The organism is Adhaeribacter swui (assembly GCF_014217805.1).
GTDB classification, from domain to species: Bacteria; Bacteroidota; Bacteroidia; order Cytophagales; family Hymenobacteraceae; genus Adhaeribacter; species Adhaeribacter swui.
Genome location: NZ_CP055154.1, coordinates 76,393 through 93,001 on the forward strand (window position 1 = coordinate 76,393; position 16,609 = coordinate 93,001).

At 40.6% G+C, this 16,609-nt stretch carries 20 protein-coding genes; 16 read left to right on the top strand and 4 right to left on the bottom strand.

From position 1 onward, the window contains the following. Nucleotides 1-213 precede the first annotated feature (213 nt). Nucleotides 214-1,230: a PDDEXK nuclease domain-containing protein gene (locus tag HUW51_RS00370; RefSeq protein ID WP_185269800.1), complete on the bottom strand. Its 1,017-nt coding sequence runs from the start codon at nt 1,228-1,230 to the stop codon at nt 214-216. A 181-nt stretch (nt 1,231-1,411) separates the two neighbouring features. Next, the gene (locus HUW51_RS00375; RefSeq protein ID WP_185269801.1) at nt 1,412-2,017 is read right to left on the bottom strand and encodes a UPF0158 family protein; all 606 of its coding nucleotides are present in this window, start codon (nt 2,015-2,017) and stop codon (nt 1,412-1,414) included. A gap of 236 nt (nt 2,018-2,253) precedes the next feature. Here HUW51_RS00375 and HUW51_RS00380 point away from each other — a divergent pair, with 236 nt between their 5' ends. Continuing rightward, nucleotides 2,254-3,030, top strand: a complete 777-nt coding sequence (locus tag HUW51_RS00380) for a hypothetical protein (protein ID WP_185269802.1) — start codon at nt 2,254-2,256, stop codon at nt 3,028-3,030. 260 nt (nt 3,031-3,290) lie between these two features. On the opposite strand, the gene HUW51_RS00385 is transcribed toward HUW51_RS00380, so the two are convergent. Further along, nucleotides 3,291-4,310: a helix-turn-helix transcriptional regulator gene (locus tag HUW51_RS00385; RefSeq protein ID WP_185269803.1), complete on the bottom strand. Its 1,020-nt coding sequence runs from the start codon at nt 4,308-4,310 to the stop codon at nt 3,291-3,293. 98 nt (nt 4,311-4,408) lie between these two features. Between HUW51_RS00385 and HUW51_RS00390 the strand changes: the two genes are divergently transcribed. The 3 genes from HUW51_RS00390 to HUW51_RS00400 are packed head-to-tail and all read left to right on the top strand — an operon-like array spanning nt 4,409 to nt 6,267. Next, a complete protein-coding gene (locus HUW51_RS00390; protein WP_185269804.1) occupies nt 4,409-4,690 on the top strand; it encodes a multiubiquitin domain-containing protein in 282 nt (93 codons plus the stop codon). Next, nucleotides 4,665-5,840, top strand: a complete 1,176-nt coding sequence (locus HUW51_RS00395; RefSeq protein WP_185269805.1) for a ThiF family adenylyltransferase — start codon at nt 4,665-4,667, stop codon at nt 5,838-5,840. The genes HUW51_RS00390 and HUW51_RS00395 overlap by 26 nt, the downstream gene beginning before the upstream one ends. Beyond that, complete coding sequence (locus HUW51_RS00400; protein ID WP_185269806.1) at nt 5,830-6,267, top strand: DUF6527 family protein; 438 nt, start codon at nt 5,830-5,832, stop codon at nt 6,265-6,267. The genes HUW51_RS00395 and HUW51_RS00400 overlap by 11 nt, the downstream gene beginning before the upstream one ends. A gap of 27 nt (nt 6,268-6,294) precedes the next feature. On the opposite strand, the gene HUW51_RS00405 is transcribed toward HUW51_RS00400, so the two are convergent. Further along, nucleotides 6,295-7,368, bottom strand: a complete 1,074-nt coding sequence (locus HUW51_RS00405; protein WP_185269807.1) for a PDDEXK nuclease domain-containing protein — start codon at nt 7,366-7,368, stop codon at nt 6,295-6,297. 202 nt (nt 7,369-7,570) lie between these two features. On the opposite strand from HUW51_RS00405, the gene HUW51_RS00410 reads away from it, so the two are divergent. From HUW51_RS00410 to arsB, 12 genes are all read left to right on the top strand, one after another. Further along, nucleotides 7,571-7,954 (top strand): ArsR/SmtB family transcription factor, encoded by a 384-nt coding sequence (locus HUW51_RS00410; protein ID WP_185269808.1) that lies wholly within the window; start codon nt 7,571-7,573, stop codon nt 7,952-7,954. Further along, on the top strand, nt 7,951-8,574 hold the full coding sequence (gene merTP, locus HUW51_RS00415; RefSeq protein ID WP_185269809.1) for a mercuric transport protein MerTP: 624 nt from the start codon (nt 7,951-7,953) through the stop codon (nt 8,572-8,574). Before HUW51_RS00410 ends, merTP begins: the two co-directional genes overlap by 4 nt. Beyond that, a complete protein-coding gene (locus HUW51_RS24460; RefSeq protein WP_228466552.1) occupies nt 8,574-8,780 on the top strand; it encodes a GDCCVxC domain-containing (seleno)protein in 207 nt (68 codons plus the stop codon). Before merTP ends, HUW51_RS24460 begins: the two co-directional genes overlap by 1 nt. A 155-nt stretch (nt 8,781-8,935) precedes the next feature. After that, entirely contained in the window at nt 8,936-9,301 is a 366-nt protein-coding gene (locus HUW51_RS00420; RefSeq protein WP_185269810.1) for a metal-sensing transcriptional repressor, read from the top strand. A gap of 122 nt (nt 9,302-9,423) precedes the next feature. Beyond that, nucleotides 9,424-11,763 carry a heavy metal translocating P-type ATPase gene (locus HUW51_RS00425; protein ID WP_262891275.1) on the top strand — a complete coding sequence of 780 codons (2,340 nt, stop codon included), beginning with the start codon at nt 9,424-9,426 and terminating at the stop codon, nt 11,761-11,763. Nucleotides 11,764-11,783: 20 nt separating this feature from the next. After that, entirely contained in the window at nt 11,784-12,176 is a 393-nt protein-coding gene (locus HUW51_RS00430) for a heavy-metal-associated domain-containing protein (RefSeq protein WP_185269812.1), read from the top strand. Then, nucleotides 12,176-12,865, top strand: a complete 690-nt coding sequence (locus tag HUW51_RS00435; RefSeq protein ID WP_185269813.1) for a cytochrome c biogenesis CcdA family protein — start codon at nt 12,176-12,178, stop codon at nt 12,863-12,865. The genes HUW51_RS00430 and HUW51_RS00435 overlap by 1 nt, the downstream gene beginning before the upstream one ends. A 136-nt stretch (nt 12,866-13,001) precedes the next feature. Further along, on the top strand, nt 13,002-13,331 hold the full coding sequence (locus tag HUW51_RS00440; protein ID WP_185269814.1) for an ArsR/SmtB family transcription factor: 330 nt from the start codon (nt 13,002-13,004) through the stop codon (nt 13,329-13,331). Then, entirely contained in the window at nt 13,331-13,786 is a 456-nt protein-coding gene (gene arsN2, locus HUW51_RS00445) for an arsenic resistance N-acetyltransferase ArsN2 (RefSeq protein WP_185269815.1), read from the top strand. The genes HUW51_RS00440 and arsN2 overlap by 1 nt, the downstream gene beginning before the upstream one ends. 54 nt (nt 13,787-13,840) lie before the next feature. After that, nucleotides 13,841-14,683 (top strand): arsenite methyltransferase, encoded by an 843-nt coding sequence (locus tag HUW51_RS00450; RefSeq protein WP_185269816.1) that lies wholly within the window; start codon nt 13,841-13,843, stop codon nt 14,681-14,683. Between the two features lie 30 nt (nt 14,684-14,713). Next, nucleotides 14,714-15,493: a metallophosphoesterase family protein gene (locus tag HUW51_RS00455; protein WP_185269817.1), complete on the top strand. Its 780-nt coding sequence runs from the start codon at nt 14,714-14,716 to the stop codon at nt 15,491-15,493. A 30-nt stretch (nt 15,494-15,523) separates the two neighbouring features. Next, nucleotides 15,524-16,603, top strand: coding sequence for an ACR3 family arsenite efflux transporter (arsB, locus tag HUW51_RS00460; protein WP_185269818.1), 1,080 nt, complete (start codon nt 15,524-15,526; stop codon nt 16,601-16,603). Nucleotides 16,604-16,609: the final 6 nt, after the last annotated feature.

Sequence of the window (16,609 nt, forward strand, 5' to 3'; positions counted from 1 at the left end):
CTTACAATACTTGTTCTTGCCCATTTATAAAAATTTTTATCCATTCCACAAAAGGGAAAAGAACATTTGGGTACCGCCTTACAATTTTTGAACCTAAAACAAAGGTATGTCTTATTATCACTACACATAGGGTATTGAATCCAAGTTATTGGAAAAATAGGAGGGAGGGGAATTGGGCATTCGTTTTCTTCCTCGCTTTTTAGTGTTTATGTACTATTCCAGTAGCTTTCTATTTTCTATTACTTCCTTTGCTTCCAAATAAGCTTGCTGTAAGCGCTTTTCTAATTCTTTTCGCGGTGGCAATTCCGTTAAGTATTCGGCTACCATAATACCATCTTTATGCATTTCCAGCAGTTCTACCTGTTCCCGGCTCGTTTCGGCGCAAAGGATGAGTCCTACCGGAGTTTCTTCCCCTTCCTCTCTTTCGTGTTTATTCAGCCATTTCAAGTATAATTCCATCTGACCTTTGTGTTTTGCCTGGAACTTACCAATTTTCAATTCAATGGCTACTAGTCGTTTCAATTTACGGTGGTAGAACAGCAGATCTAAGTAATAATCTTCTCCGTCAATGATCATGCGTTTTTGCCGTTCAATAAAGGAAAAACCTTTTCCCACCTCTAAAATAAAGGTTTCCAGTTCTTGCAAGATCGCGGTTTCCAGATCATTCTCCAGATAGCCAACCGGCAGGTTCAGGAAGTCCAACAGATAAGGATCCTTGAAACTACCAGCGAGATGATGTTCTTGGTTGGGTAATTGCGCATCCGCAATGACCGTGCGTTCATAGGCTTTTTGCTCAATTTGTTTCCTAAGCTCCCGGACACTGATTTGCTCTTTGATGGTTCGCTGGGCGTAAAAGAGTCGTTGTTCTTTTGTTTTCAATGGCAACAAGACCAGAAAGTGCGACCAGCTTAATTGGCGGGACAAGGTAAGCACCTGCTCATGTTCTGAAAACACGGTCGCGAATTGTAGCATTCTCCGCAAATTCTTTTCTTCAAAGCTCCGGCCATAGCGCTCCTTCAATTGTCGGGACAACGTCACGACAATTTGCTGACCATATTCTGCCCGTTTATGTTCCAGGATAAATTCATTGATCCGTTTGCCTACCTGCCAGAAAAGCAAGGTCATGGTGCTATTTACCTGGGAAATGACCTGTAAATGGCTTTGTTCAATAAGGTTACTAATTTCGTGGAATAAAAAGGATTCTGGAAGTATGTTTTTCTTTTCTGTCATTATAGGTTTACGCTTCAAAAAGGAGCTATTTTCCTTAAATATGCATACAGGTTTAAACCGGTGCTCCAATGGCTCCGCATGGTAGTTGGGAGATAAAAACAGAGTCTTCTATGGCGGGAGAAGACCTATATGAACGACTCCTAATTAGTAACTAAAATATAGCCTGGCATCCACGGTAAAGTTAGGCTCCGCTTTCTTTGGTTAACAGCTCATAAGCCCTGTGAATTTTTTCTTGAACCCATTTTTGTATTTCTTGATTTTTAAAGTCAAACCACATTTGTCTATATTCTCCTGAATTATCCATTTCCGATTTAAATTCTCGAAATGGTCTTTTCTTATTTAAGGCTTTTGTGAGTCGGTTTTTCAGGTAATTCGACTCCGGCAAGGTATTAACAAAATCAGCCATGATTTTAAAGGAATCACTTGATTCTTGTGGTTCAATTTCGGTATAATCACCCTTATGCTTATCCAGCAGTTCTATTTCCTTTGCCCAAGGTTCCGTATCTATTTCCGGATACTTTACAGTATCCGGAACAAATAGCAAGTCGCTATTTTTCATATTCCAAAAACATCGGAAACCACTGTCTAGTTGTTCGGCAATTTCTTTTATCTGCTGTTTGGTCAAAATCATCAGGTAGCCTAATTTGTATGCCTGCTCTTTAATGCTTACTAGTTGTATAACTTCTGGAAGATAGTCATCTAGGAGGATAGTACCAAAATTCAGGCGTGAGACCGGATAGAAAGTAGTAAAAGACGAAAAAGAGCTGCCTTTGTCGCTTGGATCCAAGGTGCTGAATATTAACTCTTATAATATTCTATTATCTACCGTAAATAGATGATAAGTATACTATTGATATGATATTTTAACGAGGGATTAGTCAACTTTAATCATACAAATATTATAAGTATTTATGGAATTAGGGGATAAGTATATTACTAATATTTGTACATTATTCTGGTATACTCTATCAATATAATACGTAAGTAATTAGTATATTTATAGACTAATTCACATTCAATGCTATGAAAAAGGAGTATTTCGAATTACTTAAATGTTTAGGTATGGGCCAAACCGAAATAGATGCCAGTCGGTACAAACCCGACATCATGCAATCCATCATTTCGGATTATTCTGCCAGACATATGGAGCAGTTTGGAGCCAAGAAACAAGACGGGCACCTCATCCAGCCGATTTTGCTCCTCAGTGGTGAAAGGCCCGGATTTTACGTGATTGAGAAAAATGAACCGATATTGTTGCCCATGAGTTTTGCTAACCGGATCAGCCGCGCCGCCGTTCGGAAATCCATTGATGAACTAAAACCAGGGGAAACCCTCGAATTTAAAGAGATCGATGCCGGCTTATTAGGCTTTGTCCGAACGTATTGCAGCAAATCCGGGGAATACTCGGTTAGAAAGAAGAAAGACGGATTAATAGTGGAGTTTGCCACTATGAAGGATTCTATTAGGAGTATTATCGTAAAGGGTTTAACCCATTACGCTGGCGTAGTAGTTGTCAATGAAAGTAATAAAGTGAATTATGTGCGGTCTTTGGTATCTCTGGTAAATGCAGCGCAAAACAGGAACTATTCGGTAAGAGCCAACGGCCAAGAAATTCTCATTGGGTTACGGCAGGACATCGAAAACTATTCGAAGCCGGGTGAATCTCAGATGCATGTTAATTGGACGGCCGATGATTGGGCGCGCGGATTTATTGCAGCCATGCGCCGTAAAGGCTTTGGCGGGCGGGAAATACGAAAAAAAATTGACGAATATATTATCGAAGCAAACCAGATGTTCTAAAACAAAAACCTGATCGAATTAGCCCAGCCCAGCTTCATTGATCTTTTTAGATCTTATCAAACTAAAACTCTTTTACTCAACATCAGCTCATCATGCCTAGTGGAGCGTTTCTGCTGTCTGTTGTTTCGGAGCTTGGTGATGCGTTCTACGGCTTTCTTTTACAAGTTTATTTCTAGCTTTATAACCTTAGTATAAAGCTATTTCAGGCGTTTACCATTTGTCCTATAATTTATCTTATGTTAAATATAATTTAATTAATATTATATAAGGTCATTGATATAGTACTGGTAACATTCCCATAAAATATTAGCTACCTGTTGCTTTAAGATTATCGGACTAATTACTCTAACGCCTTTTCCAAAGCTCAATATTGTCGAAATTAGCTCGTAGTTAATAACTACATGAAGCTTTACTTTAAATTCCTGATCATTATCCACCAAAGTTTCTTGGCTACCATGAAGGTGCTGTGTTTTAACATACTTACCATCGTGTGGTGAAAAGGAAAGAATTACCTCTTCTACTTTCTCATTTTCATAAGATATACCTATAGTATTCTTGAAGTATAGTTCCGGATCAAAACCATTAGGGTTTATAAAGATATCATCAACTAAATCAAGGTGGCTAATACGATCCAGTGCAAATTTTTTTAATTGGTTCATTTCATGCTGTAATCCTAACAAGTACCATCTATTACGATACTCTTTTAATAAGTAAGGGCTTACGATGCGAGGCTTTGGCATTTTATCGTCGAACTTTAGATAAGAAAGTCTAATTGTTTTTTTATTTCTAATGGACTCAATTAAAGAATCCAGATGCTCGTTACCTTTAGAGTAAGGAGCCTTTTCAAAGTCAATAAACTTAAATCCGTTTGTAAAACTGCTCTGCTTTAAATTGTTTACTAAGGTGATTACCTTATCAACAGTAGAGGCAAATTCACACAGGACGGCTACATGTCTGTATTGACCTAATGTAGCAGCGGCCATGGCCAAGGCATTAATCTCTACTTCATTTAATGGCAGTTTTTCTATAGAATAGTCTGGATCGGTATAATAGTATCCATCTTCTTTCTTCAAGTACTCTAAGGGTGCATTATAATTTAGTTGGGTGCAGTAACGCATTAAATAGATATCGTTGTCTAACGTCCTTTCACTTACCTTTATATCCCTCCTTATTTGAATTTGTTCTATAAGTTTCTGTTTGGACCAGTACTTTTTACTTCTACTTCTCAGACATTCATCAATTACTTTCATGCGCACAAGCGCGTGTTTGTTCTGGGGCATAATTTTATAATAAATAACAAAGTGCAAAATAGCTAGATGAACGCAAATACATTGCGTTCATCTAGCTTACCTTTAGGTAAATTTTAATTAATTATATAATGAGCAATTCAGAACAGAACAAAAAAGACGTTCCTGGTCAAACAAAGGAACAAAGTATTATTGTAAATGGAAGGCCAAGAACCTTCGAAGGGAAAGAGATAATTTATAGCCAAATTGTTGCTCTAGCCTTTGATTCCATATCTACCAATCCCAACATTGTTTATAGTGTTACTTACAAAAGAGGTGAAGGAAATAAGCCTGAAGGTACCATGGATACGGATGATGTTGTAAAAGTTAAAGATGGGATGATATTCAATGTCACAGCAACTGATAAATCATAGTCCCGATCTACAACGGTTATGGGAAGAAGGATTAGAAATTGAAGTTAGAGGAGCTTATTTATTAATGCACCATATCCCCTATTTAAATTCATCTTCAGAAATCAAATATGGAGTACTGGTATCTACGCTAACTTTGGCAGGAGATAGAACCTGTACTCCAGATAACCACATTGCTTATTTTATTGGTACGGCTCCTTGTCGCAAAGATGGCCAAGAGATGACTTCCATTATCAACTCTAGTAGTACCTATAAGCTGACCGATACTATAGAAGCTAATCATCTTCTTTCAAGTAAGCCAGCAACGGGATATAAAGATTACTTTGAAAAAATGACTACTTATGCAAATATCATTTCTACCCCCGCTAAATCGATTGATAGCTCAGTGACTGAAAAGACCTTTCGCGTTATTGAACCAGATACTTCAGAATCAGTTTTTAATTATTTTGATACCAACTCCGTTCGGGGAAAAATTGACGCTATTTCCTTTAAACTAAGTACTTTAAAAGTTGCCATTATTGGTTTAGGGGGTACTGGTTCTTATATTTTGGATTTAGTTGCCAAAACACCCGTACAGGAAATTCACCTATATGACGGAGATGTTTTTGCCCAGCATAATGCCTTTAGAGCACCAGGCGCACCAACGGTGGAGAATCTGCGGGATCGAATAAAGAAGACAGAATATTTTCAGAAAATTTACTCTAACATGCATCGGTATATTATTCCCCATGGTTCTTATATCGATGATACAAATCTGGAAGAGCTGTCCGATATGAATTTTGTATTTATAAGTCTTGATAGAGGTAGTAGTAAAAAGTTGATTGTTGATTTTTTGGAAGAAAAGAATATTCCTTTTATTGATGTAGGTATGGGAGTGCATCGGGTGGAAGACGAACTTTTAGGTGTTCTCCGAATTACTTCCAGCACGGAAAAGAAAAGAAATCATCTCAAGAAGCGAGTAACTTTTACGGAAGGTGTCGAGAATGAATACGGGAGTAATATTCAAATTGCTGATTTAAACGCGCTTAATGCTACATTGGCAGTTATAAAATGGAAGAAGCTATTTGGTTTTTATCAGGACTTCGAAAATGAAAATAACACTACTTATACGATAAATGTAAATATGCTACTCAGTGAAGACCATGAGGCATAAGTTTGTAGAGAATATTCCGGAAAAACTGGAGAAAGAAATAGTTTACATTTCCATAACGTATAGCACTGTGGCACACTTATGTGCCTGCGGTTGTAAGAATGAGGTATTTACCCCTCTTTCTCCAACAGATTGGAAATTAACGTTCGACGGTGAGTCGGTTTCTCTCTATCCTTCTATTGGAAATTGGAGTTTTGCCTGCAAATCACATTATTGGATAAAAAATAATGTAGTAGAGTGGTCCAAGTCGTGGACTAAGAAGCAAATCGATGCCGGCAGGTTTCAAGACCGAGTTGATAAAGTAGAATACTACAGTAGCAAAAGTAAAGAGTCAAAAATTGAGCTGAAGGAAGTTGAAGAAAAATATGAAAGTACTCCTTCTGAAACAAGTTTCTGGTCTAAGCTGAAAAAGCTGTTTAATAATGCTTGAGCTTTAAAGTATATTTTCTTGACTTTACTATTCTCCCCCATATTTAAACAGCAGGTGTAATTTTTGTTGGAGCAGTTCTTTATCGGGTAATTGCGTTCGATACTCCGCTACTAATGCTGGAGAAAGGTTTCGACTCAAAGCATATTCCACTACTTCACTATCTTTATCCTTACAAAGCAAAATGCCAATGCTAGGATTCTCTTTTTCTTTCTTTACATCCCGGTCTAAGGCTTCCAGATAAAAATTAAGCTGCCCTAAATGCGCCGGCTTAAATTTATCGGCTTTTAACTCAAAGGCAACTAAGCATTGTAAACCCCGATGGTAGAAAAGTAAATCAATAAAGAAATCACTATTTCCTACTTGTAAGCGGTATTCTTGCCCTACAAAAAGGAAATCCCTTCCTAATTCCAGGATAAAGCTTTTCATCTGAGTTACTAATGCTTTTTGTAAGGTGCCTTCATTATGTGGTTCCGGAATATTCAAGAATTCAAAAACATAGCTATCTTTAAAAACATTGCTAATATCCTGCTTTAACTCCTTTATAGCTGGAGGCGGGTTTTGGTTTCCCAGCATAGCTCGCTCAAAAACCCCACTGTTTATTTGTCTTTCTAACTCTCGTACACTGTATTTTTCCTGTATGCAAAGCCGTAAATAGTATTCCCGTTCTTCATCTGTCTTCGTTCTCGCCAATAAAATGAGGTGATGGGTCCAGCTGATTTGGGTAAGGAGAGTATTCCTAATACCTCTATTTTCTAATTGTGTCATCACTGATGACACAATTGCATTAGTTGGTTGTTGAAAATTTTTTAGTGGAGCTAGCGGTGATGACACAACTTTGCTAGTGGAATACGTTTCATAAAATTGTTTCATCCGGTATAATCCCCGCCGATTAAAACCTTTCAGTTCCGAATGGTAGGTTTTAAGGTGCTTTGCCAGCTCATCAATAGTTTTTTCTCCCCAGCTAGCATTGGCTAAGCGCTGATTTATATGTTGCCCAACTAACCAATATAGATTGATTAATTCAGAGTTAACTGTTTGAATAGCATTATTACGGGCTTGTTGAATAAGAGCAATAATTTCAGAAAACCTTTCCTGTTGCATTGAATTATATACTATCAGTAAATTATAACAAAGGTATCACTTTAGGAGTAGCTTCTTCTGAAGTTAGTAAGTCTTACTCAGTAGCAATAACGTTCGTTCCTAATTTGTAAAACAATCAGAAAACACTTTTTTATGTATTTTAGTATTTGCTTAAATATTAAAATACGAATACCTTTGCACAAATATTAGGAAAACATTTCTCATGAAAGAAGCTAATAATAGCTGTATCCGGGTATTTGCCGATACCGACCATATAAAAACCTGTAAGACCCGCATGGAAAAAGTAAGCGAAACAATTCAAACTTTAGCCAGTGCCCTGAGCTTGGCAGGTAATGAAGTACGCTTGAAAATTCTGTTTCTACTCTACGAAGAACAAAACTTGTGCGTCTGCGATTTAAGCGATGTATTGGGTATGAATGTTTCGGCTATCTCCCAGCACCTGCGGAAATTAAAAGATGGTAACCTTATTAAATCCAAGAAAACAGGACAAACCATATTCTACTTCCTAAATCCAGAGAATGCTCCTTTATTTCAGACTTATTTTGCTTTAATCGAGAAAGATGAAATTAATAATACCGTAGCATGAAGACTAAACAATTTAGGAACAAACAATTAGTAGGTGCCGGTGTTCTGACTGCCTTTGCAGCCTCACTTTGCTGTATTACTCCGGTACTGGCCTTATTGGGTGGTATTAGCGGTGTAGCAGCTACCTTCTCATGGATGGAGCCTTTCCGACCTTATTTTATTAGTTTAACAATAGCTTTATTAGCTTATGTATGGTATCAGAAATTAAAGCAACGAGCACCGATAGACTGTGATTGTGAAACAAACTCTAAACCTAATTTCATGCAAACTAAAATTTTCCTTGGCCTTATAACGGCATTTACTCTCTTGATGCTCACCTTTCCGAATTACGCCAAAATATTTAATGCAACTCCTAAAAAGCTACTTGTCCCAAGTATTTTACAAGACAACACGAAGACCCAAACAGCCGAATTTAAAATAACGGGCATGACCTGTGAGGCGTGTACTTTGCACGTTGCTAAGGAGGTAAACAAAGTTGCTGGAATTTTAGATTTACAAGTTTCTTACGTGAATGCGAATGCCCTAGTGAAATTTGATAAATCGAAAACCACCCTTCAGGAGGTACAAAAGGCTATTAAATTAACGGGTTATAAGCTGACAGAAACAAAAATTAAGCAATAATGGAAATTCTAACCGCTTCCACAATTACCTGTCCGGAATGCGGATACAGTAAAGAAGAAGAAATGCCTACTAATGCGTGTAAGTACTTCTATGAATGTGAAAACTGCCATACGGTATTAAAACCTCAACCAGGTGATTGTTGTGTGTTTTGCAGCTATGGCTCGGTTAAATGTCCTCCTATTCAGCAGCATAGTTCGTGTTGTTAGGTACAAGTCAAGATACTTCCTTCTTAGCTATTTCAGACCTTGGTCCAGCCTTATGCGCGTGTAAAAGGTCCCGTATAGAAGATTTTATTACGGTTATAACATACGTATAAACGCTAATATTTTTGCTTGCCTACTTACTCTTTAAAACAATTTGAATGTTACAGAAGGACTTAATAAAGGATGTTAAAACCCGCTTAAACACCATAAAAGGCCAGGTAGAAGGCATTATTAAAATGCTGGATAATGACAAAGACCCGGAACAAATACGTTTGCAATTCAAAGCTACCAGCAAAGCTTTGGAAAATGCGGAGTTGTTACTTTTAGACGAAACTTTTAGAAAATCTTTAGCAGCAAAAATATTTGAGACCATAAAAAGTTGCCCGGGAGATTGTGGGCAGGAAGAAATAATTGAAAGGTTGAGAAGGCAGTTTCCTGACTTAGGTGATGATGAGCTGACTGATAAGATGAAAGAAATTCAGTACGTTTCTGACCAGGTTAAAAAAAATCAAGAGAATAAGTAAATAAAATTTGGAGACCTCCCCCCTGGCGGCTCTTTCTTTGTGTCATATCTTATTAAAATAAAGTTATGGCAACTGAAACAGTTCAGATGAAAGTCTCCGGGTTAATGTGCTCTTTTTGCACCATGAGTGTAGAAACAGCGCTTAAAAAATATCCCGGGGTTAACAGCGTGATGGTAAACTTGGTACACGGCATTGTCCTGGTAGAAGCCGACATGGCCCGCATGAGCCGGGAAAAGTTAGCGGAGGCAGTCGAGAAGCTGGGCTATAACGTCTCTGCCACCGAAGTACAGCAATACAAAACCGACGAAGATCTATTTGAATTAATTAAACAACGGGGTACCATTGGAATGGTGCTCTCGGTAATTGATTTACTCGTTGATCCCATTAATATTTTCGCTCTCCCTGCCCAATATCGCGCTTGGTTTAGTTTTGCCGTAGCTGCCTTTGTACTGCTCTGGGTAGGTTATCCAGTGCTACGTAAAACCTTAATGGCGATTAGTCAGCGGGTGATAAATGCGAATGTGTTGCTTTCTGCTGGAGCTTGGGGTTCCTTCATCATTGGTACGTTGGCTCTATTTGATCCTAGCTGGCCTAACTTCTTACCCGTAGCAGCCTGGTTAATGTCGCTGCACTTATTCTTTGCTTATTTCAAATTAGATACCCGCAAAAAAGCATCCGAAGCCGTTCGGAAGTTGCTCTCTCTGCAACCTCCTAAAGCCAGGGTTATGCGGGGCAACCAGCTACTAGAGGTTTTAACCAATGAAGTGACTATTGGCGAAGTAGTAGAGGTTAGACCGGGTGAGCGGCTCCCCCTGGATGGAATGGTAGTAGAAGGAGTTGCCAGTGTAGATGAATCCAGCTTTACCGGTGAATCCGTTCCCGTAACGAAAGAAAAAGGTTCTAGCGTTATTGGTGGTACGCTTAATTTAGATGGGGCATTGCAAGTACAAGTAACTAAAAAAGGTGCCGATTCATTCTTGAGCCAGATTGTACGCTTAATGAGTCAGATTGCGGAGCGTAAACCGCCTATTGAGTTGCTGGCGGACCGGTTAATGAATTATTATGGTCCGGTAGTTTTTATCGTGGCTGGAATAGCTTTTACGGCCTGGGCTTTAGTAACCGGTAATTACAACCAGGCAACATTAGCCCTGATTACCACTATTATTATGGGTTATCCGTGTGCGTTAGGTATCACTACGCCTATGTTAGCCGCAATTGCGGGAGGAAAAGGTATTTCCATTGGCTTGCTCGTAAAAGCTAGTGAAGTGTTTCATGGTCTTTCTACTATTGATACTTTGGTATTTGATAAAACCGGTACGCTGACTTACGGACGACCTACAGTGACCGACGTAGAAACATTTGGTTTGGACCAGCAACAGGTGCTAGCCTTAGCCGCTGCGGTGGAAAAGCAATCCGAGCATCCTTTAGGGCAAGCTATTCATTTCTACGCGCAACGGGAAGGGGTAATAAATCTTACCGTGAACGGGTTCCGGGCTACACCTGGCAAAGGGGTACAAGCTACGGTGGATGGGAAAGAGGTACTGGCTGGTAAACCTTCCTTTATAGCAGAACGGGGTATTGCTTTAAACCCGGAAGTTACTGCCAGAATACAGGTTTTAAGCAGCCAAGGAAAAACAGTTACCACTTTAGCGTATGATGGGAAAGTAGTAGGCCTACTTTCTCTCCAGGATACTCCCCGTAGAGGAGCAGAGAACGTTATTGCTGTCTTACGCAAACGGGGTGTTAGAACGGTGATGCTGACCGGTGATACTCAACCAGTAGCTGAGGCCATTGGCAGAAAACTAGGTTTTGACGAAGTACGGGCAGAGTTATTACCGGCGGATAAGGTAGCTGCTATTGAATCCCTCCAGAAACAAAATAGAAAAGTGGCGATGGTGGGTGATGGGATCAACGATGCCCCGGCTTTGGCTCAGTCTGATGTAGGCATTGCTATTGGTGCTGGAACAGATGTGGCCATTGAATCAGCGGGAGTTATCTTGATTGGTGACCGCTTGGAGGATGTGGTGAATGCCCTGATATTAGGAAAAGCCAGTTACCGTACCTTAACCAGTAATGTAATGATAGCCGTTCTTTTCAATTTTGTAGGTATGGTGTTAGCTGCTTTGGGCTTGATAACCCCTTTACTAGCTATAAGCGTGATGATATTGAGCATCTTTGCTATTCTGCTTAACACCCTACGAATCCGAAACATTAAGTTGGAAAGAGCTACAGAAGCTAAACCCGAAGCATTAGCTCAGGTAGAGTTTAGTGTACCAAATATGGTTTGTGAAGGCTGTGCTGGGGCTATTTCTACTACGTTAAAAGGATTATCCGGAGTACAGGAAGTAAAACCTAAGATATCCCAGAAGCACGTATACGTAAGTTATGAGCCAGGTAAAGTCGGGCAAGAACAACTGAAGGAGGCCCTTAAAAACTCCGGGTTTACTGCTATTGAGGTTTAAAAATAATATAATTATACTGTATGAAATCCATATCCCTTTTCAAAATGAGTGCTCTAACCAAATCTTTCGGCCTGTTTTCTTTCATTTTCATGGGCTTTGTTCTGCCTTCCTGCGGACAGCAGACAAACCAAAGCCAGCCAGTAGAAGCAAACGCGAAGGAACAAGTAACGGCGGGCTTGTCCGTTAAAACCGTAACGATGCCCGTGGAAGGCATGTCCTGTAGCGCCTGCGTTTCCAACGTGAAGAAAACGGTTACTGCCTTAACTGGTGTACAGAATGTAGCCGTTAGTCTGGAAAAAAGGCAGGCTACTATTACCTATGCCCAGGAGCAAATTTCTCCGGAGCAGATTAGCAAAGCTATCAATGACAAGGGCTATAAAACGGGTCAAGCTAGAGAAGAAAAGAAACAATAATGACCCTCGAAGATTTTTTCCAGAGTTTTGGCTCCAGTCTCTCCCAAGGCTCCCTGTGGGCTTTGGGAATAGCGGTGTTGGCTGGGATGGTAGCTAGTGCTGTCTGCCCCTGTACCCTGCCGGTTGGGTTGGGAATGGCCGGTCTGGTGAGCAGCCATTCAGAAAGTAAATCTGGGCGTAACGGATTATGGATCGCGGTGGCCTTTTTTGCTGGGATTGTGGTGAATCTAAGTTTATTAGGAGCTTTAGCGGGAAGATTAGGTGCTATTCTTACCGAATCTTTTGGCATTTACTGGGCATTAGGCATGGCTCTTGTTTCTTTATTGGCGGCTATTTTAGCTTTTTACGGTCCCCGTTTGAAAGAAAACCAACTTGCTTCTTTGCGTAAACCCGGGCTTGGTGGTGCCTTCTCCTACGGTTTTATTTTTAGCTTAGGAACTTCGGCAGCACCTTTGTTACTGTTATTATCGGTAGCGGCAACACAAGCAAGTCCTGTGTATGGCTTTTTATTAGCTCTAGCATTTGGATTAGGACGTGGTTTGCCTTTCTTAATAGTAGGTGTTTTTGCCGGATCTGTTTCCCGCCTGGCTCGCTTAACTTGGTTACGTCGTACGATACAAGCTGTCAGTGGCTTTGCTTTGCTATTTGTAAGCGTTTACTATGCTACTGTTTTCGTAAATCTATTATAATCCTTTTTTACTTACCCTACCCCAATCTCTTTATTTAACTGTAATTACCTAGACTTTGCTTTAAAAATATTATACAAAAGTTGTAAGTTTAAAATCTTAATCGTAATATTACGATGTAATTATTAGATATTGGAAGATGGGCGTTACGAAAACACAAAATTTTACTGAAGCACAAAATCAGTTAGCCACCTTCGCCAAAGTACTGGGGCATCCTGCCCGGATTGCCATTTTGCAGTATTTACTCAAACAACAAACTTGCATTTGCAGTAACTTGGTGGATGAGTTACCCCTGGCTCAAGCTACTGTTTCGCAACACTTGAAAGAATTAAAAGCCGTAGGTCTAATTATAGGCGAAATCGAAGGCACTAGCGTTTGTTATTGCATTAATGAACCAGTATGGGAGCAAGCCCGAGATATGCTGCTCAACTTGTTTACTTCGTCTACGAAAACTCCTAAATGCTGTTAATGATGGAAACCAAGAACACCATCAACACAATTCAAATAGCTAAGGCATCCCACCGAGCTGCTATCATAGACTTCTTAGAATCGCTTCATCTACCGACCGTAGATTTACCTTTATCGCTGGATAATTTTATTATTGTTCCCGATAAAGAGACGATATTAGGAAGCTGCGGTTTGGAGTTATACGGTTCCATAGCGTTACTACGGTCTTTAGGGGTTGCTACCCACTTACAAGGACAAGGTTTAGGTAATTTACTTTATCGGGCTTCTCTGGATCTGGCACAAGAAAAAGGTGTTGCAGAAATATATCTGATTACTTCTACGGCGGCCGATTTCTTCTTAAAACAAGGCTTTAGGAAAGTAGAACGGGCGCAGGTGCCAACGGCGATACAACAAACTGCCCAATTTACTTCAGTGTGCCCTTCTTCGGCTACCATTATGCACAAGGAATTAACTTAAAAAATTTGCTTTTAATCATCGTAATAAAACAATAAACCGATAAATTTTAAAATTATGAAAACCGCTGAAGAACTAAAACAAATTGTAAAAGAAAAGTACGGCGAAATAGCGCTCCAAAGTAAAGAGCAAAACGAAAGTTCCTGTTGTGGGGCTACTAGTTGCTGTTCGACCGACATCACTATCATGGCGGAAGATTACTCCCAGCTTCCCGGGTACCAATCAACGGCTGACTTAGGCTTAGGGTGCGGCTTACCGACGGAATACGCGCACCTGAAAGAAGGCGATACTGTCCTGGATTTAGGATCCGGTGCGGGGAATGATTGCTTTGTGGCTCGGTCTGTTGTAGGGGAAACTGGTAGAGTGATCGGAGTAGATATGACCGAAGCCATGATTCAGAAAGCAAAAGCTAACACGCAAAAATTAGGCTTCACCAACGTGGAGTTTCGCCTGGGAGAAATTGAAGATCTACCCTTAGCGGCTAACCGGGTGGATGTTGTGGTAAGTAACTGCGTATTAAATCTGGTACCCAATAAAGAACAGGCTTTTAAAGAAACTTACCGGGTTTTAAAGCCCAAAGGCCATTTCAGTATATCCGATGTAGTCCTGGAAGGCGAATTACCCGCTGGTTTACAAAAAGCTGCCGAAATGTACGCCGGTTGCGTATCCGGGGCCATTCAGCAGGAAGAATACCTCGGCATCATCGCGCGAACTGGGTTTACGAACGTGCAAGTACAGAAAAAACGGCTGATTACGCTGCCCGACGATTTATTAGCTAATTACTTATCAGCGGAAGAACTAGCCGCCTATAAAGCGAGCGGTACCGGCATTTACAGCATCACGGTGTACGCGGAAAAACCCGATGCTTCTTGCTGTGCTCCCGGCTCTGGTTGCTGCTAATCTTTCGAAAGAACCTGAAACAAATAACTCATGAGAATCGCTCTTTTCAGTGATATTCACGCCAATCTACCCGCTTTAGAAGCGGTACTAGCTGATATGGACCAGCAAAATCTGGATGCCGTTTATTGTCTCGGGGACCTGGTCGGTTACGCTACCTGGCCCAACGAAGTAGTAGCCGAGATTCGGAAAAGAAAAATCCCAACGATTGCGGGCAATTACGATGAAGGCGTAGGATTAGGTAGCCCTAACTGCGGGTGCGCCTACAAAACGGACTGCGAAAAAGATTTAGGGCAACAATCTATTGATTATACCAATTTCGTGATAACCGATGAAAACCGGAACTATCTGCGGATGCTCCCCCGGCACTTACGAGTAATCTTCCAGGACAACTCTGACCAAGCTAATAAGATCGAAATGCTCTTGGTACACGGCAGTCCCCGGAAAATCAATGAATACCTGTTTGAAGACCGACCCGAGAAAAGCTTTTTACGGATGATGGAAGAAGCTCGGGCGGACATCTTGTTTTTTGGCCATACCCATAAACCTTACCACCGGGCCATGCCTTACGAGCACGAAGGCCACACGCGTTATCGGCACGCGATTAACATTGGCTCCGTGGGTAAGCCCAAAGATGGCGATCCGCGCAGCTGCTACGTGATTCTAGAGCTAACGCCGGAGAGTAATTTAACTGCGCCCGATAGTATCCGGGTAGAATTTGTGCGGGTAGCCTACGACGTAGAAAAAGCGGCTCAGGCCGTAGAAGCCAGTCCTTTACCGAATGAATTTGCTGAGATGCTGCGCACGGCTTAAAACCAATAATGAAATTTAAAAAGAAAAAGAATGAGTCAATGTACCGTAGATAAAAGAAAGAAGCTTTCCTGCTTAGATCAGTTTTTAACACTGTGGATTTTCCTGGCGATGGCCATTGGGGTATTGATTGGCTACGTATATCCGCAAAGTGAAAGCATTATTAATGCCTTCCAGGTGGGCACCGTAAACGTGCCGATTGCCATTGGATTAATCTTAATGATGTATCCTCCTTTAGCGAAAGTAAAATACAATCAGTTAGGGCGCGTCTTCCAAAACGTAAAAGTAATTACGCTTTCGCTGGTCTTAAACTGGATCGTTGGGCCAATTTTAATGTTTTTGCTGGCCATTATTTTCTTGCGGGATTATCCCGAATACATGGTGGGTATAATCCTGATTGGTTTAGCCCGCTGTATTGCCATGGTTTTAGTCTGGAACGAACTAGCCGAAGGAGATCGGGAATACGCGGCTGGTTTAGTAGCCTTTAACAGTATTTTCCAGGTGTTGTTTTACAGCATTTTTGCTTACGTTTTTATTACGGTGCTGCCGACCTGGTTTGGCCTGGAAGGGAAGATAGTTGACATCGGCATGGGTGCTATTGCCGAAAGCGTAGCGATTTACTTAGGCATCCCTTTTTTGCTGGGTTTTCTCTCCAGCTTTATTTTACGCCGGTTAAAAGGAGATGTGTGGTACCAGCAAGTATTTATTCCCGCGATTAGTCCTATTACCTTAATTGCTTTGCTCTTTACCATTGTAGTCATGTTTAGCTTAAAAGGTAACTTGATTGTGCGTATTCCATTGGATGTAATCCGGATTGCGGTTCCTTTAGTTATTTACTTTGCTATCATGTTTGTGGTAAGTATTTACCTGGGCAAAGCTTTGGGAGCTAATTATGCGCAGAATGCTTCGGTGGCTTTTACCGCTACCGGCAATAATTTTGAATTAGCGATTGCGGTGGCCATTGGGGTTTTTGGGTTGAATTCCGGGCAAGCTTTTGCGGGAGTAGTAGGCCCACTCATTGAAGTACCCGCTTTAATCGGACTGGTTAATTTAGCCTACTGGTTCCGGAGGAAATATTATAAACAAGCGGCCGAAGTACAGCCAATTGTTTAAAAGAAA

Bases quoted from the DNA above. Each gene is read 5' to 3' on its own strand.
- HUW51_RS00455 (WP_185269817.1), top strand. From the start codon at position 14,714: ATGAGAATCGCTCTTTTCAGTGATATTCACGCCAATCTACCCGCTTTA.
- HUW51_RS00430 (WP_185269812.1), top strand. From the start codon at position 11,784: ATGAAATCCATATCCCTTTTCAAAATGAGTGCTCTAACCAAATCTTTC.
- arsB (WP_185269818.1), top strand. From the start codon at position 15,524: ATGAGTCAATGTACCGTAGATAAAAGAAAGAAGCTTTCCTGCTTAGAT.
- HUW51_RS24460 (WP_228466552.1), top strand. From the start codon at position 8,574: ATGGAAATTCTAACCGCTTCCACAATTACCTGTCCGGAATGCGGATAC.
- HUW51_RS00420 (WP_185269810.1), top strand. From the start codon at position 8,936: ATGTTACAGAAGGACTTAATAAAGGATGTTAAAACCCGCTTAAACACC.
- HUW51_RS00400 (WP_185269806.1), top strand. From the start codon at position 5,830: ATGAGGCATAAGTTTGTAGAGAATATTCCGGAAAAACTGGAGAAAGAA.
- HUW51_RS00450 (WP_185269816.1), top strand. From the start codon at position 13,841: ATGAAAACCGCTGAAGAACTAAAACAAATTGTAAAAGAAAAGTACGGC.
- HUW51_RS00405 (WP_185269807.1), bottom strand. From the start codon at position 7,368: ATGCAACAGGAAAGGTTTTCTGAAATTATTGCTCTTATTCAACAAGCC.
- arsN2 (WP_185269815.1), top strand. From the start codon at position 13,331: ATGATGGAAACCAAGAACACCATCAACACAATTCAAATAGCTAAGGCA.
- HUW51_RS00385 (WP_185269803.1), bottom strand. From the start codon at position 4,310: ATGCCCCAGAACAAACACGCGCTTGTGCGCATGAAAGTAATTGATGAA.
- HUW51_RS00380 (WP_185269802.1), top strand. From the start codon at position 2,254: ATGAAAAAGGAGTATTTCGAATTACTTAAATGTTTAGGTATGGGCCAA.
- HUW51_RS00370 (WP_185269800.1), bottom strand. From the start codon at position 1,230: ATGACAGAAAAGAAAAACATACTTCCAGAATCCTTTTTATTCCACGAA.
- HUW51_RS00395 (WP_185269805.1), top strand. From the start codon at position 4,665: ATGTCACAGCAACTGATAAATCATAGTCCCGATCTACAACGGTTATGG.
- HUW51_RS00425 (WP_262891275.1), top strand. From the start codon at position 9,424: ATGAGTGTAGAAACAGCGCTTAAAAAATATCCCGGGGTTAACAGCGTG.
- HUW51_RS00390 (WP_185269804.1), top strand. From the start codon at position 4,409: ATGAGCAATTCAGAACAGAACAAAAAAGACGTTCCTGGTCAAACAAAG.
- merTP (WP_185269809.1), top strand. From the start codon at position 7,951: ATGAAGACTAAACAATTTAGGAACAAACAATTAGTAGGTGCCGGTGTT.
- HUW51_RS00410 (WP_185269808.1), top strand. From the start codon at position 7,571: ATGAAAGAAGCTAATAATAGCTGTATCCGGGTATTTGCCGATACCGAC.
- HUW51_RS00440 (WP_185269814.1), top strand. From the start codon at position 13,002: ATGGGCGTTACGAAAACACAAAATTTTACTGAAGCACAAAATCAGTTA.
- HUW51_RS00435 (WP_185269813.1), top strand. From the start codon at position 12,176: ATGACCCTCGAAGATTTTTTCCAGAGTTTTGGCTCCAGTCTCTCCCAA.